This window comes from Hyphomicrobium sp. DMF-1 (assembly GCF_027886585.1).
GTDB lineage: Bacteria > Pseudomonadota > Alphaproteobacteria > Rhizobiales > Hyphomicrobiaceae > Hyphomicrobium_C > Hyphomicrobium_C zavarzinii.
In genome coordinates this window covers 4,344,764-4,364,093 of the sequence record NZ_CP115706.1, presented here as the reverse complement: position 1 = coordinate 4,364,093, position 19,330 = coordinate 4,344,764, and the positions used below count along the sequence as shown (strand labels likewise).

General features: G+C 58.7%; 22 protein-coding genes. 11 read left to right on the top strand and 11 right to left on the bottom strand.

The features are described from left to right. Positions 1–268: 268 nt before the first annotated feature. From PE058_RS20115 to PE058_RS20105, 3 genes are read left to right on the top strand one after another with little or no spacing between them, the layout of a single operon-like run. Positions 269–1,060 (top strand): helix-turn-helix domain-containing protein, encoded by a 792-nt coding sequence (locus PE058_RS20115; protein WP_271029285.1) that lies wholly within the window; start codon positions 269–271, stop codon positions 1,058–1,060. Then, positions 1,032–2,546: a GNAT family N-acetyltransferase gene (locus PE058_RS20110; protein WP_271029284.1), complete on the top strand. Its 1,515-nt coding sequence runs from the start codon at positions 1,032–1,034 to the stop codon at positions 2,544–2,546. Before PE058_RS20115 ends, PE058_RS20110 begins: the two co-directional genes overlap by 29 nt. Beyond that, the gene (locus tag PE058_RS20105) at positions 2,543–3,097 is read left to right on the top strand and encodes an ATP-binding protein (RefSeq protein WP_271029283.1); all 555 of its coding nucleotides are present in this window, start codon (positions 2,543–2,545) and stop codon (positions 3,095–3,097) included. Before PE058_RS20110 ends, PE058_RS20105 begins: the two co-directional genes overlap by 4 nt. 223 nt (positions 3,098–3,320) lie before the next feature. Here PE058_RS20105 and PE058_RS20100 read toward each other — a convergent pair whose 3' ends face one another. Genes PE058_RS20100 through PE058_RS20090 form a run of 3 tightly spaced genes read right to left on the bottom strand, consistent with a single transcriptional unit; the run spans position 3,321 to position 4,910 of the window. Continuing rightward, the gene (locus PE058_RS20100; RefSeq protein WP_271029282.1) at positions 3,321–3,881 is read right to left on the bottom strand and encodes a hypothetical protein; all 561 of its coding nucleotides are present in this window, start codon (positions 3,879–3,881) and stop codon (positions 3,321–3,323) included. Beyond that, complete coding sequence (locus PE058_RS20095; RefSeq protein ID WP_271029281.1) at positions 3,878–4,465, bottom strand: mobile mystery protein B; 588 nt, start codon at positions 4,463–4,465, stop codon at positions 3,878–3,880. The genes PE058_RS20100 and PE058_RS20095 overlap by 4 nt, the downstream gene beginning before the upstream one ends. Beyond that, positions 4,455–4,910 carry a mobile mystery protein A gene (locus PE058_RS20090; protein WP_271029280.1) on the bottom strand — a complete coding sequence of 152 codons (456 nt, stop codon included), beginning with the start codon at positions 4,908–4,910 and terminating at the stop codon, positions 4,455–4,457. Before PE058_RS20090 ends, PE058_RS20095 begins: the two co-directional genes overlap by 11 nt. Before the next feature lie 310 nt (positions 4,911–5,220). Here PE058_RS20090 and PE058_RS20085 point away from each other — a divergent pair, with 310 nt between their 5' ends. The 4 genes from PE058_RS20085 (at position 5,221) to PE058_RS20070 (ending at position 9,982) form a co-directional block, all read left to right on the top strand. Next, a complete protein-coding gene (locus PE058_RS20085; protein WP_271029279.1) occupies positions 5,221–5,397 on the top strand; it encodes a hypothetical protein in 177 nt (58 codons plus the stop codon). Between the two features lie 313 nt (positions 5,398–5,710). Continuing rightward, positions 5,711–6,478 (top strand): SOS response-associated peptidase, encoded by a 768-nt coding sequence (locus PE058_RS20080; protein WP_271029278.1) that lies wholly within the window; start codon positions 5,711–5,713, stop codon positions 6,476–6,478. A 105-nt stretch (positions 6,479–6,583) separates the two neighbouring features. Next, positions 6,584–7,564: an AAA family ATPase gene (locus PE058_RS20075; RefSeq protein WP_271029277.1), complete on the top strand. Its 981-nt coding sequence runs from the start codon at positions 6,584–6,586 to the stop codon at positions 7,562–7,564. A gap of 21 nt (positions 7,565–7,585) precedes the next feature. Further along, positions 7,586–9,982, top strand: coding sequence for a S8 family peptidase (locus PE058_RS20070; protein ID WP_271029276.1), 2,397 nt, complete (start codon positions 7,586–7,588; stop codon positions 9,980–9,982). A gap of 196 nt (positions 9,983–10,178) precedes the next feature. Here PE058_RS20070 and PE058_RS20065 read toward each other — a convergent pair whose 3' ends face one another. Next, positions 10,179–10,733 (bottom strand): hypothetical protein, encoded by a 555-nt coding sequence (locus tag PE058_RS20065; protein ID WP_271029275.1) that lies wholly within the window; start codon positions 10,731–10,733, stop codon positions 10,179–10,181. Between the two features lie 302 nt (positions 10,734–11,035). Next, positions 11,036–11,344, bottom strand: coding sequence for a hypothetical protein (locus tag PE058_RS20060; protein WP_271029274.1), 309 nt, complete (start codon positions 11,342–11,344; stop codon positions 11,036–11,038). Positions 11,345–11,817: 473 nt separating this feature from the next. Between PE058_RS20060 and PE058_RS20055 the strand changes: the two genes are divergently transcribed. After that, positions 11,818–12,309: a hypothetical protein gene (locus PE058_RS20055; RefSeq protein ID WP_271029273.1), complete on the top strand. Its 492-nt coding sequence runs from the start codon at positions 11,818–11,820 to the stop codon at positions 12,307–12,309. A gap of 3 nt (positions 12,310–12,312) precedes the next feature. Continuing rightward, positions 12,313–12,585 (top strand): hypothetical protein, encoded by a 273-nt coding sequence (locus tag PE058_RS20050; RefSeq protein WP_271029272.1) that lies wholly within the window; start codon positions 12,313–12,315, stop codon positions 12,583–12,585. A gap of 11 nt (positions 12,586–12,596) precedes the next feature. Here PE058_RS20050 and PE058_RS20045 read toward each other — a convergent pair whose 3' ends face one another. The 5 genes from PE058_RS20045 to PE058_RS20025 all read right to left on the bottom strand — a co-directional run bounded on the left by PE058_RS20045 (position 12,597) and on the right by PE058_RS20025 (position 15,501). After that, complete coding sequence (locus PE058_RS20045) at positions 12,597–14,177, bottom strand: UvrD-helicase domain-containing protein (protein WP_271029271.1); 1,581 nt, start codon at positions 14,175–14,177, stop codon at positions 12,597–12,599. Positions 14,178–14,263: 86 nt separating this feature from the next. Continuing rightward, entirely contained in the window at positions 14,264–14,488 is a 225-nt protein-coding gene (locus PE058_RS20040; protein WP_271029270.1) for a hypothetical protein, read from the bottom strand. A 1-nt stretch (position 14,489) separates the two neighbouring features. After that, a complete protein-coding gene (locus PE058_RS20035) occupies positions 14,490–14,924 on the bottom strand; it encodes a hypothetical protein (RefSeq protein ID WP_271029269.1) in 435 nt (144 codons plus the stop codon). Continuing rightward, the gene (locus PE058_RS20030; protein ID WP_271029268.1) at positions 14,921–15,079 is read right to left on the bottom strand and encodes a hypothetical protein; all 159 of its coding nucleotides are present in this window, start codon (positions 15,077–15,079) and stop codon (positions 14,921–14,923) included. Before PE058_RS20030 ends, PE058_RS20035 begins: the two co-directional genes overlap by 4 nt. Further along, the gene (locus PE058_RS20025; protein WP_271029267.1) at positions 15,076–15,501 is read right to left on the bottom strand and encodes an A1S_2505 family phage non-structural protein; all 426 of its coding nucleotides are present in this window, start codon (positions 15,499–15,501) and stop codon (positions 15,076–15,078) included. The genes PE058_RS20030 and PE058_RS20025 overlap by 4 nt, the downstream gene beginning before the upstream one ends. Before the next feature lie 263 nt (positions 15,502–15,764). Between PE058_RS20025 and PE058_RS20020 the strand changes: the two genes are divergently transcribed. Both PE058_RS20020 and PE058_RS20015 read left to right on the top strand, forming a co-directional pair. Continuing rightward, the gene (locus tag PE058_RS20020) at positions 15,765–16,367 is read left to right on the top strand and encodes a hypothetical protein (protein WP_271029266.1); all 603 of its coding nucleotides are present in this window, start codon (positions 15,765–15,767) and stop codon (positions 16,365–16,367) included. A 96-nt stretch (positions 16,368–16,463) separates the two neighbouring features. Further along, complete coding sequence (locus PE058_RS20015; RefSeq protein ID WP_271029265.1) at positions 16,464–17,075, top strand: hypothetical protein; 612 nt, start codon at positions 16,464–16,466, stop codon at positions 17,073–17,075. On the opposite strand, the gene PE058_RS20010 is transcribed toward PE058_RS20015, so the two are convergent. Further along, positions 17,076–18,533 (bottom strand): replicative DNA helicase, encoded by a 1,458-nt coding sequence (locus PE058_RS20010; protein WP_271029264.1) that lies wholly within the window; start codon positions 18,531–18,533, stop codon positions 17,076–17,078. It lies immediately after the preceding gene. Positions 18,534–19,330: the final 797 nt, after the last annotated feature.

Below are 19,330 nucleotides of genomic sequence, written 5' to 3'. Positions count from 1 at the left end.
AATCCTCTACGTTGGACCGCGCCAGTGCGGCGTGCTCAGCGTATTCATTGCCATTTGCAATATCCGGTTTTTTGACAACAATTGTGTCCGCGTTTCAACAGAAGTTCGTCTGCATGTTTTCACTTTATTTGGCGCAGTATTTTTTATTTTAATTGGCATTATGTCACGCGAACCCATAATAAAAGCAAATGCGCGCAATGATTGGCAATATTCCTTGCGAGGAATATGGGGTTGCGATAGATTCGTTGCAGTACCTTGGGGGCGCGCGATGACAGATATTAAGAACAAGGTGATTCGGGCGGTGAAGCTCGGTGATGGCGACACAGGGCGCATCATCGGTCATTCGCTCAAGCGCTTGCGTGAGCTTGCGGGCGTGACCCAAGAAGAAATGGCTGAACGCCTGGAGATTGGTCAAGGGTCCGTATCCAAGATCGAGCAGCGTGGGGATGTCCACTTGCTCTCCTTGCAGCGCTATGTGGCTGCTCTCGGCGCGACCCTAAGGATAGAGGCGGCGTTCCCGGCGACACGGGAATATGCGAATCAGTTCAATCTGGCGTTTGACCCGAACACGCCCGACGAGAATCAGCTTGTGTTCCCGATCTTCGGGGACGACGTGTTCCCGCGGCAGCGGGACGTGGTGCTGAGCATCCGGCCACAATACTCGGCGAGAATCCTGGAGGGTCGGAAGACGGTGGAGCTCAGGCGGCGTTTTCCGCTGTCGGCACCGCGCGGGACTATTGCATACATTTATTCGACGTCGCCCGTGCGCGCGATGGTGGGACGAGCGGAGATCGCGGACGTGATCAAGCTCCCGGTCAAGGATATCTGGCGGCAATACGCCAAAACTGCCTTTATCAAGCGGCCTGATTTTGACGCCTACTTTGAGGGTGTGGACGAAGGTTTCGCGCTCGAGTTTGCAAATGCCCGTCCCTTCACCCGCCCGCTAACACTTTCCGAGCTTCGCGATCGGTTCGGCTTTGAGCCGCCGCAGTCCTTCCTCTATGCGACGCCGATCCTGAGAAAGGCCCTGCATGACGAGTTCCCAAACGTATCTGATTGATACGAACGTCATCATCGGCCTTGAGGACGATCTCGCCGTTCAGCCCGCCTTCTCAGCCCTGCTCTCGGTTGCCGCCAAGCATAAGGTCGATGTCCTTGTCCATGAGGCGGCCAAGGATGATCTCAAGCGCGATCGCAATACGCGGCGGCGCGACGTGTCGCTCAGCAAGCTTGATAAATACCATATCCTAAAGAAGGTGCGCGGCCTTACGGCGGCTGATCTTGAGGCGAAGTTCGGGCCGCTTGCAAAAGCCAACGACGTCGTGGATGCGACATTGCTCGATGCGCTTGATCGTGGCGCCGCGGATTTCGTGGTCACGCAAGACCGGAAATTGCACGAGCGGGCGCGGCGGCACAGCCCGGAGCTTGGGCGGCGCGTGCTGTTTGTTCCCGACGCGGTCCAACTGCTCAAGACGACGTATGAGCCGAAAGGCGCGCCGATCCGCTATATCGAGGAGGTATCGGCCAACGAGATTCCCTTGGATGATCCCATCTTCGATAGCCTGCGGCAGGGGTATCCGGATTTCAACAAATGGTGGACCGAGAAATGCGTGCGGGAGCGGCGGCCATGCTGGATTGTCGATGACAATGGTCTCGCCGGGATCGTCGTCATAAAGGATGAGACGGGCGCTAAGACCGATGCGACGATCAAGGCTGCCAAGATCCTCAAGATATGCACGTTCAAGGTAAGCCCGGACAAACGCGGGGTGAAGCTCGGAGAGCTGTTGCTGAAGAAGGCGCTCTGGTTCGCGCAGGCCAATGGTTACAAGCTGGCCTATGTGACCACGTACGAGGACCAAGTCTCGCTGATCGACCTTCTGGAATATTACGGTTTTGCCCATACGGCGACCAAGCCGGACGGGGAGCTTATTTATGAGAAGTCCTTCTCTGCGGCGAAGCTTGATCGGGTCGACGGCTTGAGTGATTTCGAGCTTGATCGCCTCAACTATCCCCGTTTCCTTGTGGGGCCGGACGTGCGTGCTTTCGGGGTGCCGATCGTGGAGGACTATCACGATACGCTCTATCCCGATCTCAAGCAGGATAGAGGACTGTTCGATTGCGCGGGTCAGCCGGGGAATACGATTCGTAAGGTTTACTTGTGCCGCGCTCAATCAAAGCTGGGGCCCGCGGGGTCACTCCTCTTCTTCTACAAGAGCAAGTCCAAAAGTCCGCCGTCTCAGGCGATGACTGCCCTTGGCGTGTTCGAGGAGGTTCAGAGCGCGACATCGACCAAGGAGTTAATGCAGATGACGGGCGGACGGTCCGTCTACAGCGAGGCAGAGCTTGCCGCCTGGGGTGCCAGTGCGGAGCGCCCGGTCAAAGTGATCAATTACCTGCTGGCGGGGTACATCGATCCGGCAATCAGCTACGCCGATCTTCAGAAGGCCGGCATCATCGGGGGCCATCCGCCGCAGTCGATTTTCGAGATCAGGGGGGCGAAGCTTGACGATCTCCTGAGCCGCCTGCGCCTTGGGTTTGCGACATGACGCAGACGGTTGTTGCACTCGTCGGGATTTCAGGGGTCGGCAAGTCAACGGTGCTGCGCGCCATTGCCGAGACGCTTGTGTTTCAGCATCTTCAGGCCAGCGCGTTGATCAACGACGCGCGCAATGCGCTTGAAGCGGGTGCGGTTGGGCATGACGATCTGCGGCAGGTCGATATCGGGGACAATCAGGCGCTTTTGGTGGAAGGATTTCGGGCGGCCCGCGATGTGGCGAAGGGCACCGTCATTTTGGATGGCCATACGGTTATCGATACGCCGAACGGTCTGGTGAGGATTGAGCCTTCTGTTTTCGGGGCGCTCGGCATCCAGAAATTCGTACTGGTGGTGGACGATCCGGATGCCATTCATCGGCGCAGGGCGGCGGACACAACCCGCAAGCGCCCTGTTCAATCGGCCGCTGAACTGGATAAGCATCAAAACGAAGCCTTGCTCGCGGCGTACGCAGCCGCTCGCTTGCTGGGAATACCCCTTCATGTGTTTCCGATTTCAGATCTGGCAGGCATTCTGAGCGTGATCAGAAATGATCGAGATTGATCAGGCGCGTTGGCGGCTCTTTAACCCGGTCAGGCCGATGATTATTTTTCCAGCCCGTCGGCGATGAACGTAGCAAAGGGTCGAATATCGCCTGTGTTGCGCGTCGATTATGCTGGGCAGTTACACGTATATTGTGCTGTGTTGTTACGCGTCAATAATGCAAACTGTTTGATATAAAACAGAAAAATTTGGTTAATGGGCGCGCTCGATTCCGTCTGAGCCATCACAAAGAGAGCGAAGAAGCCGGGAGCAGCTGATCAAGTGTTCCGGCGAAGCCGCCGTACAAATGAATCGTGGCGCGGTCGAGGGAGCCAAGCTCGAGAACAACTTCCTGCTGCGCGTTGCCGTAATCGCCAATACCGGAATAGTAGCCGTTGATCTCCGACTTGCGGGCTTGGGCGGTCTCTAGAAACTCAGGATCGGCATAGAGGGCTGCGATATTGGCGATGACCTGATGAGCCTCGGGCGCGATCTGAAAGATGATCCCGCGCTGATCGGGCGGAGGTATGCCGCCCTTGAAGGTCTGCACAACATCCAAGGAGAGAGACCATGCGGCGATCGTTTCCGGGAGTTCGTTGTCAATGAGCAGTTGCCAGGTGCGATCTTCTTTGTGGGATTCCTGGCGGTAGCAAAGAGCTGGGGGCTGGCGGTATTGCGCGGGAAGGCTCAGGCAGGCCGCTTTGAGAGCGTGGCCGCGCCGGATTTTTTGATTGTGATCGCCGCCGCGCTGCCAGTCGTTGACGGCCTGAAGCAGGGGCAAGGTAAAAACACGGTGCTCGGTCATGACTGCGCGAATTTTATCAGCGGTTCAATATCGTGGTTGTCGGCGGCTTTAAGCGCGTCAACATACGCGGTTCTCGCTGCGCTCGTCTCGGCGAGGGAGACAGCACCCCAGGTGAAGGGCTTGGCACCGAGTCGCTTGCCAGCGATGTCCGCGATCAGCCGCGTGCTGCGGCCGTTGCCGTTGACGAAGGGATGAACCAGGACAAGGCGGTGATGCAGGCGTAAGGCCAGTTCTGCGGGCTCGTAGGCCTTGTATTCAATCCAGGCCTTGGCGTCGTCAAACGCTTGATGGACGGCGACCTCAATCTCGTGAGGCTTGGTATTGCCGATATTGACCTCATGGGTTCGGTAGCGTCCGGCCCAGCTCCAGACCGTGCTGAACATACGGCTGTGCAGTCCGATCAGGAACACAGGGGTGAAACAATCCTTGCGGCTGTTCATGCCCCAGCGGCGGCCACGCGCCACGTTCGTGGATTCGAGCTCATTGAGCTGGGCCCGCGAGACGGCGGCCACGCGCAGATTTGCGATCTCGTCCGGACCGAGGGGCGTAGCATTCGGCGGTTGCTCAAAGAGGTTATCGCTCATCGCGCCACAGGTCGCGTTCAGAGATGTAACGCGTTGCATAATCGCGAATGCGCTGATCGCTCAGGGGCGTTTCTTGATCCTCAAGCTGCATGGAGCGCTCGACAGCGGCCAGTTCTTTACGCGCGAGCGCATAGGCGCGCCGGGAGACGGTTTCCTCGAGCGGCGTTCTGGGAACAAATGCATAGATAAAATCACAGCCCAGGGCATCGGCGGCATCGCGCATCTGGGCGAGTGTCGTTTCGCCGGTGATCTCGCGCGCTTCAAGCTGGGAGACGCGCTGCTTGGCGACCTGCAGCCTGTTTGCCAGCACGTTTTGCGACATGCCGAGGGCAGAACGCACAGTGGCAATCCAGCCGAGCGGAGGCTTCGGCATCTGCCTCAGGGGCAGCAGAACCGCGCGCTGGGCGTCCAGGGCATCACGAATAGTGCGAAGCGTTTCCTTCAAGGTGTCATCCAATCACTTGCCTTAATAGTATATACTGACAAGTAAATAATAGTCAAGATGATTGACAATGACAAGCGTTTTGATGTCAACGCATGATGAAGCCTTGAAGGGGGCAAGGGACAACGTTGCGTTCACGATCGCTCACAGTGCAATACTCGCTGTGCAGCGAATAGGCCACTAATGACGAATATACAACCTACAGTATTGATACAAAAGGGAAAATATAATCTCTGAGCATGGTGTCCGCTCTGTTGTTCTTATTTTGTTCCTCGCTTATGGTTCTCCTTTGGGACCCGAAAGGAGAAGGACGATGAAGGAAGGGCAGCGGCTACATGAAGTTTTGTTCGACGAGCTCGAGCGGCAGCGCGTGTTCGCCGTGGATGTGGGCCGGCTGACGGATGCCGTTCTCAAAGCGCTTGAGATCACCGGCAGGGCGAGCGAGGTGCGGCGGCCTTATCAGCGCTGTGCCAACGGGGCGTGTGAGTGAGGGGTCATGCATAAGCTGCCGGAGCGCTGGGACGATTTCATGCGCTATGAGATCATGCTCACACCGCGGGCATCGCACCGCAAGCCGGTGTCCCTGCCCCGCACATTGCAAGACGTGCGGCGGCGTCATCTATGGCTTTGGGCCGGTTGCGGACGGAGCGGTTGCCGCGCAGTTCTGTCAATGCGCGATTGCGCCACTGATCATCCGGTTCGGGACGGAGGCCGATCCGGAGCGCGTAGCGGCCGTGATGCGCTGTTCGCAATGCGGCTACCGGGGTGTTCGGCTGAACGAGCCGAGCGGTGCCGGCGGCGACATGAAGACGATCTATGAACCACGGCGCTGGACCGGGAAGCAGGACTGGCACCCGGCGCTGGGAGCTTTTAGCGTGGACACCATGTGCAATCTCTATAGTCAGACCAGAAGCCGTGAAGCGGTGCGCGGGTTGTTCCGGCTTTCCGACAATCGCTGCGAGGAGATCAACTCGCAGCCCTCGATCTTCCCGAAGAGCGTAGCGCCAGTGGTGCGGCTTGCCACGGATGGGGAGTGCGAACTTGTGCCGTTGATGTGGGGCTTTCCCCTTATCCGCAAAGGTTATGCGCCCAAACCTGTAACCAATGTCAGGGACGACACGGTGCTGACCTCGCCGTTTTGGCGGCCGAGTTTTGAATCGCGGCGCTGTCTTGTGCCCGCGAGTTCTTATTGCGAACCGGACGAGAAATCCCCGGCGGGTTGGCACTGGTTCGCGTTGACGCCGCCGGAAGAGCGGCCGCTTTTTGCCTTCGCCGGGATCTGGAAACGCTATGCGGGCCCGGTCAAGAAGGATGGGCCGAGCATTGAGATCGATGTGTTTGCGTTTATGACGACAAAGCCCAATGCGCTCACCAGCACAATCATGCACGACCGGATGCCGGTTCTTTTGAGCGAGCCTCAAGAGTTCGACACCTGGCTGAACGGGTCGCCAGATGCCGCATACGGACTTGTGCGCCCCTATGATGCTGCTCGCATGCGCATAGTACAGTCCGGCAGCGAGAAGGCGGATCGCCTCGGCGAGTTGAGTACAGAAGCGGGCCGAAAACTGTAAGACATTGAGTTTCTGGAAAAAATTCGTATATAATAAATGAGAAAAGGCTGTGCCGGGCGAATCACGATAAGTGATCTTATCCGGCCAGTTGGAAAGCGGGATGCTATGGCCAAGGCCGACCAGATCAAGCGCCTGATTGGCAGTTACGGACGGCCTTCTGAATTCAGGGCCGCGGCGCTCAAGATTATCGAAGAAGAGCAGCGCAAGGGCCATATGCCTCTTGCGGCAAGCCTGAAGCGCGTTCTCGATGCGAGTGTCCAGGTTGAGGAAGGCTCCAAACGGGGCCTGACAGCGCTATCGAACGTTCCAGAGAGTGCTGTCGATCTCGTCGAAATCCTGGAACCTACGCGGTCGCTGAAGCAGGTGGTTTTGTTCGCGGAAGCCCGCTCGGCGATCGAACGTGTCCTTGAGGAGCAACGCCGTGGCGACGAGCTGCGCCAGCACCGTCTGCCCGTCCGGTCAAAGGTGCTACTGCACGGACCGCCCGGTTGCGGAAAGACGCTGACGGCGGAGGTTCTGGCGCGCGAGCTGGGCTTGCCGCTCTACGTTGCCAAGATCGATGTGATTATTTCCTCCCTGCTCGGCCAGACGGCAAGCAATCTGCGTCGGTTGTTCGATTTTGCGGGCCGGTCTCCGTGCGTGCTTTTCTTGGATGAGTTCGACGCTGTCGCGCGGGCGCGCAGTGATTCCAGTGAACACAACGAGCTTCGCCGCGTGGTCAATTCGCTGCTTGTGATGATCGACCGGCATCAGCCGCGCGGGTTGCTGGTTGCGGCCACCAATCTGCATGAGTCGCTCGATTCAGCGATCTGGCGGCGATTCGACGAGATCGTCGAACTTGATTTGCCGGACAACCGGCAGATCGAGGCGATGCTTCATTTGCAATTTAGGAATTACCAGACGAATTTTGAATTAGGCGAGCAGGTGTCGAAGCTTGCCGGGCAGTCCTTCGCCGATATCGAACGTATTTGCCTTGATGCGATCAAGAACGCGGTGATGAAGCGCCGCAAGGTCGTAAGCGAGACCGAGTTTGCGGCAGCCGTGAAGCACGCCAGCAAGCGCAGACCGTCAAGGCCGCACAAATGAAAGCCCGCCCACACGTGAACCATGCCCTCCTATGACCACCTTCCCCTTCTGCGCTATGTCCGCGACGAGCTGAGGCGCAAAAAGCCCGGCTTCTCGGTTGCGATCACCCGCAATCCCGGGACGCACGGCGCCAAGCTTCGAACAGAGCTTGAGGATGTGATTCAAAGCGCGGCAGCGGCCCCGCGGGTCGAAGGCATTGATCCGGCGCTGATCCTTAAAGTGGAGTTGGTCGGTGCCGTCGAAGAAGATGTCTGGCGCCGGAATGGCTTTCAGGTCTTGGCGCAGAACCCGGGCAACATTTATGTGCTGTTTTCGACCGACACCGAACTCAAGGACTTCAAGGCGAAGTTAAATTCCTTTCAGGGCGGGGCGCAAGGCACGGTCAATGCGCCCTTTGCCAGCCTCTTCAACACAATCGAGCGAGCGAGCGGGATAGAACCGGGTGATCGGCTTGGGTCACGGCTCAAATTGCAGGGGCTGTCGGGGCCGGGCGACATCGACGGCCGTGAGTCCTTTGTGATCGATATTGAGATCTGGGACGCTGAAACGTCGTTGGATCGGCGCGTGCGGGTCGATCGTGTGGTCAAGCACATTGAGAAGGCAGGCGGCGAAATTCTCGGCGCGCCCTATATCGGCGATTACGGGCTTATTCTGATCCGGGCCAAGATGAAGGGAACGGTTCTCAAGGGCCTGTTGGAGCTTACGGACGTGGCCGTCGTAGACGTTCCGCCGATACCGGATTTAGGCGAGGATAGCCTTGAGGACATTGTCCTGGCCACGGCCCCGCCCGTCGGGTTTCCGGCGGGTGATGTGCCGCTTATCGGGATTATTGATTCAGGCCTCAACGCCCATCCGTTTCTGGACGGTCTTGTCGCGGAGCGGCTTTCCGTTCCGGCCGATCTGGGCGGCGCTGACGCTAGCGGCCATGGCACACGCGTTGCCGGGATTGCGGCCTACGGCGATGTGCGGGAATGCATCGATCGCAATACCTTCGCCGCGCCCGTGCGCCTCTTGAGCGTGCGCGTCGTCAACGATCACGGGGCGTTTGACGAAAAGCAGAAGGTGCCGGAGCAGATGCGCAATGCCGTCAAGCTTCTGGCGGAGCGCGGTTGCCGCATTATCAACATCTCGCTGGGGGACTCGGCCTTCATTCCCTATGACGATGGCCGCGCCAGCCCCTGGGCCGCCGAGCTGGATACGCTGGTGCGTGAATTTGGTGTTGTGATTATTGTCTCCGCCGGCAATCAGAGCCGTCGCGCGCCCGGATGGGGACGGCCTGAACAACTCGCGACAGCCTACCCCGGCTATCTCCTCAGCCCTCAAAGCCGCCTGATCGATCCAGCCTATGCGGCGAATGTTATTACCGTTGGCGCTTTGGCGCATGGAAACGGACTGCGGGTCGACGAATTCGATGGTGTTGGAGTGAGAGCGATCACGGCGGCTGAGGAACCATCCCCATTGACCCGATGCGGTCCGGGTATCAACGGCGCTGTAAAGCCTGACTTCGCGGATCTCGGCGGGACCTGTGTTTACGATGGCGGTGCGGCACGTGTGGTCACAGGCGCGCACTGGGAAAGTGCCGGTATGGCGACGCTATCGCCAAACTATCGGCAGGCTTTGTTCACGGCGGCATCAGGAACGTCCTATGCGGCGCCCCGGCTTGCATTCAAGGCGGCGTTGATCGCCGCGCGCTTTCCGCAGGCGTCGAGCAATCTGCTGCGCTGTCTTCTGGGCTTATCCGCAAACGTCCCGTCTGCGAGCGTCGCGCGGATGACACCGCCGGCGTACAAGAAGAAAAAGCCTCTGCATAAGGACGTGCGCAAGGTCGTCGGGTATGGCGTAGCTGATCCGGGCCGGGTGCTGGCCTCAGACGATAACCGGGTGGTTTTCTACGCCGATGGTCACGAGATGCTGTTGGACCAGATGGCGCTATACGCGATTCCGATGCCGCCGGCTTTTTGTGAGACGAAGGGGCCGCGCTCGGTCCGGGTGTCGTTAGCGTTTGATCCGCCCGTCCGGCATACGCGCCTCGAGTATCTGGGGCTGCGCATGAGCTTTCAGTTGATCCGGTATCTCAATCCGGATGAGATTTTCGAGCAATATCGCAAGCGAGAGGACAAAACCCGGCCGCCAGAGTTTGAGAAATCAAGCTTGTGTCCGGTCGATCCAAGTGTGCGCGCACGCGAGACCAGCACGCTGCAGGTGGCTCATATGAGCCTGGCCAAGAATTTCGATGCGCGGAACGAGATGTTTCATCTGGCGGTGTTTACGCATCGGCGCTGGGCGGGGGAAGACGATGTCTTCCGGCAGGGTTACGCGATCGCGGTCGAGCTCGCACACGAAGGTTGCAAAACGCTTTATCAGACGTGCTCGGAGCTTCTGATAGAGCTTCAGCAACGTGTGGATCTCAACGCTTAGATCATCAAAGGGGTTGGAAGCTCTCCCGTTTTCCGAGGCATGGTCGGAAATAGTCTGTCGTATGGGTGCATCCGCCGGCGACATCGTTCCCCCTGCCCACCGCCTTGATCTCTGCTCGCAGCAACGAGAGAGGCAGCGGATATTATGCCACCATCTCTTTTCAAACTCGAGCTCGTTCGTCGCAGTGGTCATGGCTTTAAAACCCCGGCAGGAACGGTGTTGCGCCGCGATTTGAAAACGACGCATCGATTCGGTCGATGGCGCTCCGCAACTGCTGCGGGCTCATCAGAAGCATGCCATCCTGATATCCAAACTCAGAGGGCGGCGCGGGCCGGGAATAAACTCTCTGCAATTCACGACGACAATCGTGAAGGACATCCTCAGCCGGTCGCTTTGATCGCTCCGGATGCAAGTCTCCAATGTCCACCATCGTCACGCCCTTCTCCGTCCACACGTTCGCGATATTCCGCGCTGGAACCCACATCCTGGGACCGAGCTGAACGAGCGCGTGCCGCGCCTGCAGATCTGCCAAGGTTGTCGAGCTAAGCGTCTCAACCCTTCTTTCCTGCCAATAATCTTCCTGCGCTTGGCGACGATGCACACAAAAACAGGTCTCTTCACCATCCACCCACTCGTCGTCCCAATACAGATGAGAAATATCGGCGATATCAGTTGGATAAAATGATTTCTCGTCAGACTCCTCATCGTCAATAGAATAAAATACGACTTCCTCCTTCTCGGCAATCTTCATAATCAAGTCTCGTTTCTTGTTATTGTTTGTAAATGTTATGTATATTAACATATGCGTTTCTAAAACTCAAATATTTCAATGTAGAGTGTTCTTTCCGGGGGGGGCTGCAGCAACGACATTTCTTCATTTTTAGGGGAACGCCACCTCGTCCGTTTCAGAACGGATCAATTTCGATTTTGAGGCGCTTGACCGCAGGGACCCTGCCACCTTCCGCTGGAAAGAAGAGCTTTAATTCGGAAGAGGCATTGCAAGCTTTGTTCGGGCGGAGATCGCCTAAATAGTGTTGATACGGGCGATATCGGTCAGGTGTCGAAGTCCTCTGCGGCACACTGGTATGGATAGATGGTCCATTCGCCGGTTTGAGAGATCTGCACAGGGTGGCCGTTCTCATCGATAACTGTGAGATAGATTGCGGCGCGCTTTACACGGTAGTGTTTGTCGTAGGGAAGCAGCCGGCGCACGGTTTCATAGAGGCCATCGCGCAGCTGGGACATCGAGAGCGGCGCATCGTCTTTGCCGGCGAGCTTGACTTTGAGAGGATCTGAAATAGAAGCCGAAGATCTGCGCGGAGATGAGGAACGGGCGCGGTTTTTGGGGAAGCTTGGTTTCACATGATAAGTGTGCCCTATCCGTGTTGTGATGAAAAGAGGGCACACGAGCGTATGCGAAGTGTCAGCGGCGCGCCAAGCGTGTCAAAGCCAAAAAATGAAGCCCTGTCCTTCTGGAGAGCTAATCTATGCGCCGCAGCCCTTGCCCGTTGCCGGTCTATCCGCTGCGTCATGGGCGCAGGTGACAAACGTGTCGGGCGGGGGCCCGCCGCTGCAAGCTGAAATGATCAGGGTTGTGATCAGCAGGGTAACGCAGCGCATCGGCAAACTCCCAACTGAAATGCTTTTTGAAATGGGGTGTTCCTGATCTGCCGAAGGATGCCAGACCCGTGTCATAGTGGAATGGTGGAAGCGAGGCGGATTGGGCGTTACGGTGTAATTATTGGATCAGGATGCACAGGTTTATAGCCTCCGGGGGCGGAGGCATCTGCATATCAGGAATGCACGCTAGGTCTGGAATCAGGGCTGAGGGGCTGATGGGGCTGAGGGAGCTTGTTCTGGCGGACTTGAAGCGGGCGCAGCGGTTGATTGCGCTTATCGAGGATGAATTGGACCCGCAGTTTCGGATTGCATCTCCGGAGGGCGATTGGTGGATCGGGATAACGCATTCGGCTGATGCCCAAGAGCGGAAGCGACAGCTCGGCATGGTTTCGAGGTTCATGGCTTGGAAATTGGCGCCGGCGTTTACGCAGGCGGTTGAGCTCGAGGAGTCGGCTGCGGTTGCATGCGTGGGGTGTAGCCACGTTGAGACAATTGGGTACGTCTCGCTGATCGAACGCAAACCGTTGCGTTTTTCGGAGTCGATCGCGCTTGCGGTCGATCAGATTGGGGATGAGATCGCAGCCCTGTTGCCGCGCGGAGGGGTTTCGCTGAGGCAAGCGGAGATCGATGAGCTGAAGCGATATTTCGCGGATGACGGGATTTTCCCGGCGGTTCACATTGCATCGGGGCGTATCGGAGTGGAATAGCGGATGGCACCGGGGTTCTTGTTGCTTTTGTCCATGGCGGTCGCCGGGGTGCTTGGGCTCGGCTGGTGGGCCGCTGCTCTGGGTGGGATCGCGCTGCACCTGACGGTTGCGGATAAGTATTGGCAACTGTGGGGATTGGCACGGGAGGTCGGTAAAGAGCGCACGGCGGCAAGTGTGTGGGCGGTGTCGGTTTTGCAGGGGTTGCTCGCGGCGAGTGGGGCTTATGCGATGGGTCTGGCGTTTGCTTGGGTGGGAGCAGAGTTGAACCGTGTCTGAGACGGCGAATGCTATTCGTTGGCCCTGCGCCTGGCAGCTTTGTTGAATAGGGTGTTCATGAAATCAGGCTTGGGTTCGGGTTTGGGAGCCCCTGTATGCGTTGAAGCGTGTGAAGCGCAGGTCTGGGGTGGCGGGACGGAGGACGCATCGGTGGAGCTCCTATCGCCCGTAAAGATGGCCATCATTTCGGGATCGACCGACAGGGCTCGTTTGGCTCGGGTCATGGCCACGTAGAACAGGCGGATCTCGGGGTCCGCGCTGGATTTCCGGGTTAGCACGGGCTGGGTCAGGAAATCCCGGCACAAACGTACGCTGTTCCATTCGCAGCCTTTGGCTTTGTGGGCGGTGCCGATCGTGATCTGAGCCTGGCCGGGCGAGGCGGCGGTGTTGGCGATGGCCTGTGTCAGGGCATCTTCGCCGTGCTCGCTGACCAGCTTGACGAAGGCCGTGAGATCTTGCCCCTCCTCCGAGCCGGCGAAGCCGGTCACGGTATCCCAATCCTTGAACCCGAACAGATCCGGGCTCATGGCGGCGCGTCCGCTTTTGAGAGCGGTGACGTCGATCAGCATGCGCTTAAGGTCAAACGTGCCGCCGAGGATGTAAGGGGACTTTCCGGCGGCGAGGGCGGCAATGGTTTCGGCCATGACCGAGGCATTCGTTCTGGCCAGCACACAGTCGGGGGCGCCCTCTTCTTCCGGGAGGATTTCGGTCGTCAGCGCCGGGTTGCCGCGCAGGGTTTTGCGTTCGCCAAGCGTGGAGAGGACTTTGCTGGCTTCGGAAGCCAGAGCATCGCCGAAGCGGAAGGATTGGGTAAGATAGGTGTTGGCGCCGCCCTTCAAGGCTTTCATGGCGTTGAGGGCGTTGCGGAACTCGTAGATCATCTGCCAGGGGTCGCCGACGACCACGAGCCGGCAATCCTGGGCGCGCAGGGTTTCGAGGATAACCGGATTGGTGTCCTGGGCCTCATCGAGAAGAACATAATCAAACGGCAGCCGGGGTTTTCCGAGCGCCCAGAGTTTCAGATAGCCGTCATGGCCGAGCGCGATCGGGTCTTCGGGGTGGGTCATGCGGTTCCATAGATCGGCCGCGCGTTCCGCAGCGTATTGGCGGGTAGAAGCCAGCAGCGCGGGCGGCAGCTTTTCGATGCGCTGATAGTGCGGAACGTGCCCGGGGCATACTTCATCGTCGGCGCTCTGGCAGAAGCGAGCGACGGTACGGGCGAGCAGATGCGCGTGCTGGATGGGCGTAAAGGTGACGTTGGCCGAGATTTTGAAGTCTTCGAGCTTGAGAAGGTCGGCCAGCGCGGCAGGTGACATTTTGCCCTGCATCTTTTCGACCGAATAATCGCGTTTGGCCTGGATGGCGCGCCAGGCCAAAGAATGCGTGGTCCGGCAATCGACAGTCTTGAAGCGTTTTTGCGCATGGACCGCGATCTGGCGATTGAAAGCCAGGTACAGGCCGCGCTCAGAGCTGGTTTCGGCCAGCAGCTGCAGTGTGGTGGTTTTGCCGGCGCCGGCGAAGGCTGTGATTTTCAGTAGGCGGTTGTGCTGGAAGGCCTCGGTGGCGGCGCGCTGTTCGTCGGTCGGGGTCATGAGGCCTGCTCTATTTGATTGGGTGGTTTGTCGGGTGGGCTCCTGAATTGGTCTTGGACAACGGGGAATCCGATTAAAGGGCGCGGCTAGATCTCATGCTCGATCGAGGAGTGCGGCGCGTGTGAGAGCGCCTGCGCGCGGGCGCGGTGCCGTTCGATGATGCGATTAAAGATGGTAGAGGGGGTGCTAGGCCCCTGCTCCGCATAGAATGCGCGGGCGATGATCTTATCGTGGTGGAACACCCGGGCGATGCGGCGCTGTTCCAGAAGCGCGAACCAGTATCCATCTGGCGAGCCGATGGTGATGGGCATGTCAGTCTAACTCCAGCTCGGGGATGTAAAGGCGCGCGCGCTGCGGCGGGCGTTGATTGGCCTGGCGGCGAAGGCGTTCAAGGAAACTGCCGGGGGCGTTGTCCTGCTGCTCACCGAGAAGGTGTTGGGCTCTGCGGGCGTTTTCCCGCAGGAGCGCGTGGGCGCGGTCCAGCCTGCCTTTGGTGCGCTGATAGCCGTCGTGAATATCGTCGGCGCCGTCCTGGTTGTCGGGCGCGATGTAATGCCCGAGCTCGTCGTAGAGATCGCCAACCAGCAGGCTCAGGCGGATATGCCGCGAGAGCAGTGTTGCTTCGGGCGGAGCGGCTTTCTCGAGAAGTTGCGGCTTGACCAGGCGGTCGAGCACAGGATGGCGCTCGATCGGCGGCAGTTCGAGATAGGTGCGCAGGACACCCCTGACTTTTTCATTGGTGCTCATGGCCGGGGCTCCCAATCTGTGTGGTCTCGCGCTGTGAGGACTTTCATGATGGGGCGCACGGCATCGGCAAGCCGCATCCAGTGCGTTTGCAGCGAAGCCGAAGGCTCGGGATCGGGATCGGGCGGCTGCGGACGATCGGTTATGTTTTTCATCATTCGATCTCCGGGGCGATGAGAGGCTGGGCGCCCCAGGGCTTCGGCCGGATGACGTTGTGCGGCGCGCGGTTAAAGAGCGGCGCGTGCCGGGGGCTGCGCTCGGCGATATCGGTGAGACCGGGCGGGATCAGCACAAAGCGCAGCTGCGGGTTGCCGCGGGCAAATCCGATGAAGCGATCGACGTGCGGTTTGACGTCGGACAGCGGGATTGATTTCAGGTTCTCGTCTTTGACGGGAATGGCGTAGGAGCGACCTTGCAGGCCGGCTGCTTGTCCGTCGAGGGCGCCGTAGTGCTCGGAGGCGATACGGGCAGGACCCGTAACGTGCAGCCCGGCTAAATTGCTGGCAAATACGAAAATGGCATAAGGGGGAATAAATGGATACTCGTAGTAATTCAAAACGAAACCTTTCTTTCTATCCATGGTAGCAGAAATGTAAAGTCAAAGCGAATTTCCATACCGCCGTATGCGGCGGCTATTCAGAGCTTTTGGAAGATCGAAATCTAATTTCAAGCGTAGGGGGCGCCTGCTGCGGATTTTCTCGGAAGGGTGGGTGAGGCTTCCGCTGGGACTTAAGCGGGTGTGGGGCGACCCCGAGGGCTGACTACTCTCTCTCTCTGCACCCCCGGGGCCGCGCCCATTGGCTCCTGCGGAGCCTTTTCTCTGCTGGCGGGCTCTAGCGCGGCGTGAAAATTTCTGCCGCCGGGGCTGATTTTGAAGGCTGGCTTTCTCAGGTTGGGAGGATCGGCAATGCTGCCGTGAGCGGAGCCAGGATTTCGATGAGCTCACATGACGAAGAGAACGCGTTTCTTGAAACCAGAGTCGATGAGGTGGTCAAGAGCACGATGGTGGCCTGGATTCAGGCCTTCAGGTTCCATCGCTGTGTGGCCTGCTCGGTCAGGGATATCGAAGAAAAGCTCGAGATCATCTGGGAGGCGGAAGCACCCCATCTGGGTGAATGTCTTGAGTTTTGCGAAGATGCCTCACTGGTGCTGCAGGCGGTCGGCCCGCGCGAAGTGGTGGGCGGGGGCGGCTTTTCAGGTGTTGGGCCGGGGCCGGGCAAAACTGCCGATCTGGGCCTGCTGCTCGATATTTCGGTGAGCTTGGGGGAAGCGTGGGACGCGGCGATGCTGATGCTGGGGTGCAAGGATTGCGCGCAAGCTCTGATCAGAGCGCAGGCGCGGAAGTTCGGCGATCAGGCGCGGTCGCATATTCCGGTTGGTAGCGGCCGACAAGGCTATCGGCGCGTCTGCACGCGCTGCCGGACTGATGTCCAGGGGTTGGTCTAGGAGACTGGCATTGGTCATGACATTGGGGCGGCCCGTGCTGCCTACGACAAGCGCGCGGAGCTGCAATCAAGCGGCCAAGTTTAGGGATGGTGGGTCATGGCAACGCTGAGAAGCTCGGCCAGCTGGAAGAGATCGCGGGAGCGCAGGCGGGCGCGGGCGGCCCCTGCTCCTGAACTGCATCCTCCGGGTTTTTCGGGCGGGAAGCCGCAGCTTCAGGGCTACAGGATCGAGCCGCGCAGCGATGTCGAGCGCCGTTTTTTGCACGAGGTGACGAAAGCGCAAGTGCTGGGAGAGGCACGCGGTATGCCCGATGTTATGCGCAGTGACTGGGACCGGGTGAAACTCGCGGAAGCGCGCTGGGTGAAAGGGATCATCGAAAAGCGCCCTGTGAAGATTGTTTCGATCGACAGATTGCGGTCCGTAAAGCCGGAATTTCAGGCTGCGGTGCGCTATGTGGGGCGGGCGGACAAGCGCGATGAGGTCGACGCCATGCGCGCCAGGGCCGAGCCGCAGCGGCCCGGCGGCCCCGGTTCCGACCCCGACACCCCCCCTCCTCCTTCTTCCGGGGACTCTTCGCAGCGGGACGGAGAGGATCGGCAGGAAAGCGCGTTTATGGCCGGGCTCAGGGCACGGGCTAAGGAACTGGCGCAGCGGGATGACGCGCAGCCGTCTTGGGGCATTGAGCGTGACCGCAAACGCGAGCGCTGATTAAAGATCGCCCATGTCGGTGAAGCGCGTGAAAGCCGGTTCGAAGTTGAGCTTGATGGTTCCGATCGGGCCGTGGCGCTGCTTGGCGATGATCGCTTCGGCGATGTTGGCGGCTGCTTCGATGGTCTGCTGCCATTTGAGGTGATCGTCGGTGCCGGGTTGCGGCTCGGTGCGGGCTAGATAGTATTCTTCGCGGTAGACGAAGATGACGACATCGGCGTCCTGCTCGATGGAGCCTGATTCCCTGAGATCGGAAAGCAGTGGGCGCTTATCTTCGCGCATTTCGGGTGCGCGGGACAGTTGCGACAGGGCGAGAATGGGAACGTCAAGGTCCTTGGCGATCTGTTTGAGGCCGCGGGTGATTTCGGACACTTCGGCCGTGCGGTTATCAATGTTGCGGCGGGATGGCGAGTGCATGAGCTGAAGATAGTCGATGACGATCAAATGCAGGCCGTGGGTGCGCTTGAGGCGGCGGGCGCGGCTTCTGAGGGTTGCCAGCGAAAGCGTACCGCTTTGATCGATGAAAAGCGGCAATCGGTTGTTGGATTGGGCGGCATCGATGCAGGCTTTGAGGGCTGTTTGGTCGATCGCCCCTCTACGAATGGCATCGCTCGGTAGTTTGGCCTGGTCGGCCAGGATGCGGGTGGTCAGCTGATCGCCGGACATTTCGAGCGAGAAGAACGCGACGATACCCCCCTGCTCGCCCGCAGTTTCGAGGCGTGCGCGGGCGGCGTTGTAAGCGATGTTGAGGGCGAGAGAGGTTTTGCCCATCGAGGGGCGGCCGGCGAGAATGATGAGATCGGAGTCTTGCAGGCCGCCGAGCTTGCGGTCGATGGAGGGAAGCCCGGTCGTGATGCCGGTGATTTTGCCCGATGATGTGATGGCGCGTTCCGCCTGTCCGAGGGCGGAGAGCGAAAAGTGCGAGAACGGTTTCAGGCCGTGGCTATCGGAGCCAGTTTCTGCCAGCGCATAGAGGCGCTGCTCGGCGTCTTCGATGATCTGTGCGGGGGTGGCGTCGATATCCTGGCCGCGCGCGGCCAGAGCCATGTCGTCAGCGATGTCGAGCAGGCAGCGCTGCTGGTGGCAGGCGCGTATGGTCTTTGCATAGTCTTCGGTGTTGATCAGAGAGATGATATTGGCGGCCAGGTCAGCGAGATAGGCTGCTCCGCCGAGATGTTCGAGGTCGGGATCGGCCTGGAAGAAGGATTTCAGCGTGATGGGCGACGCGTTCTGGCCCTTGTGCAGGTAATTGCAAATGGCGTCGAAGATGCGGCCGTGAACGGGGACATAAAAATGCTCTGGGCTCAGGATGTCGGCGATGCGATCGAAGGCGTTGTTATCGACCAAAAGTGCGCCAAGAAGCCCCTGCTCCGCTTCGATATTGTGGGGGAGCGGTAATGAGGGAACGGTGGAGAGGTCCTGATTTTGCAATCGGGCTGAGGATATAACACGCGACATGAATATTAGAATATCAGATTCTTTGGGAAACAGAATTTAAAAAGCGCGTCCAAAAATGCAGCCGGTTTTTGTAGCTGAAATTTTGGACATAACCGCCCTGTCAGCAAATACCGAAAAAAGCCACGCGAGACTAATTGCGGCACAGGGAAAGAAAAAGGGATAAATATAAGGAAAAGAATAGGCGGACTCGAATCCGGCGCGACTCCGTTGGAACGCGCGGTGTTTCGGGAATGGCATTGCAGCGTCTACCTCTCACTCAGGAGGGTATTGCAGCTTCCACCTTCTATGTTGACGGCCCGCGTTGGCTTGAAGAGTCAGCTATTGCAGCGTCTACCTTCCATGTTCGGGCGCCAATGCAGCGTCTACCTACTGACTTGACAGGGGGATTAGAGAGGAGCGGAAGGTCAATTTCAGGCTTTGCAGCCTTTACCTACCAACCATTGCAGCTTCTACCGCCCTATTTGGGCGGGGGAAATGCAGCCTCCGCCTACCATCTCAAGGGGCGGTTAGCGCTCTAATGCAGCGTCCACCTACCACCGCGGAACGCAGGAAAAAGGCTGTGGTATTTTGAAATCGCGTTTTTGGCGGTTTTCTTGGGGGTGGAGAGGGTATTGCATCTTGCGCCTACCATGTGCCGGAGATTGCAGGATTTCAATTTAACCGAGAGATTCGGGTCTGGGGTGAGTGGTGAAAAAGCGTACTTGGAAGGGTATTGCAGCCAGCGCCTACAATGTCGGTCAAGGCAAAATCGGTGATATTGCATGATCTACCTACCATGGTAGGCGTGGTTTTCGGGT

What these genes read in the sequence shown, in the direction of transcription:
- PE058_RS20115 (WP_271029285.1), top strand. Translation starts at nt 269, where the DNA reads ATGACAGATATTAAGAACAAGGTGATTCGGGCGGTGAAGCTCGGTGAT.
- PE058_RS20110 (WP_271029284.1), top strand. Translation starts at nt 1,032, where the DNA reads ATGACGAGTTCCCAAACGTATCTGATTGATACGAACGTCATCATCGGC.
- PE058_RS20105 (WP_271029283.1), top strand. Translation starts at nt 2,543, where the DNA reads ATGACGCAGACGGTTGTTGCACTCGTCGGGATTTCAGGGGTCGGCAAG.
- PE058_RS20100 (WP_271029282.1), bottom strand. Translation starts at nt 3,881, where the DNA reads ATGACCGAGCACCGTGTTTTTACCTTGCCCCTGCTTCAGGCCGTCAAC.
- PE058_RS20095 (WP_271029281.1), bottom strand. Translation starts at nt 4,465, where the DNA reads ATGAGCGATAACCTCTTTGAGCAACCGCCGAATGCTACGCCCCTCGGT.
- PE058_RS20085 (WP_271029279.1), top strand. Translation starts at nt 5,221, where the DNA reads ATGAAGGAAGGGCAGCGGCTACATGAAGTTTTGTTCGACGAGCTCGAG.
- PE058_RS20080 (WP_271029278.1), top strand. Translation starts at nt 5,711, where the DNA reads ATGAAGACGATCTATGAACCACGGCGCTGGACCGGGAAGCAGGACTGG.
- PE058_RS20075 (WP_271029277.1), top strand. Translation starts at nt 6,584, where the DNA reads ATGGCCAAGGCCGACCAGATCAAGCGCCTGATTGGCAGTTACGGACGG.
- PE058_RS20070 (WP_271029276.1), top strand. Translation starts at nt 7,586, where the DNA reads ATGCCCTCCTATGACCACCTTCCCCTTCTGCGCTATGTCCGCGACGAG.
- PE058_RS20065 (WP_271029275.1), bottom strand. Translation starts at nt 10,733, where the DNA reads ATGAAGATTGCCGAGAAGGAGGAAGTCGTATTTTATTCTATTGACGAT.
- PE058_RS20055 (WP_271029273.1), top strand. Translation starts at nt 11,818, where the DNA reads ATGGGGCTGAGGGAGCTTGTTCTGGCGGACTTGAAGCGGGCGCAGCGG.
- PE058_RS20050 (WP_271029272.1), top strand. Translation starts at nt 12,313, where the DNA reads ATGGCACCGGGGTTCTTGTTGCTTTTGTCCATGGCGGTCGCCGGGGTG.
- PE058_RS20045 (WP_271029271.1), bottom strand. Translation starts at nt 14,177, where the DNA reads ATGACCCCGACCGACGAACAGCGCGCCGCCACCGAGGCCTTCCAGCAC.
- PE058_RS20040 (WP_271029270.1), bottom strand. Translation starts at nt 14,488, where the DNA reads ATGCCCATCACCATCGGCTCGCCAGATGGATACTGGTTCGCGCTTCTG.
- PE058_RS20035 (WP_271029269.1), bottom strand. Translation starts at nt 14,924, where the DNA reads ATGAGCACCAATGAAAAAGTCAGGGGTGTCCTGCGCACCTATCTCGAA.
- PE058_RS20030 (WP_271029268.1), bottom strand. Translation starts at nt 15,079, where the DNA reads ATGATGAAAAACATAACCGATCGTCCGCAGCCGCCCGATCCCGATCCC.
- PE058_RS20025 (WP_271029267.1), bottom strand. Translation starts at nt 15,501, where the DNA reads ATGGATAGAAAGAAAGGTTTCGTTTTGAATTACTACGAGTATCCATTT.
- PE058_RS20015 (WP_271029265.1), top strand. Translation starts at nt 16,464, where the DNA reads ATGGCAACGCTGAGAAGCTCGGCCAGCTGGAAGAGATCGCGGGAGCGC.
- PE058_RS20010 (WP_271029264.1), bottom strand. Translation starts at nt 18,533, where the DNA reads ATGTCGCGTGTTATATCCTCAGCCCGATTGCAAAATCAGGACCTCTCC.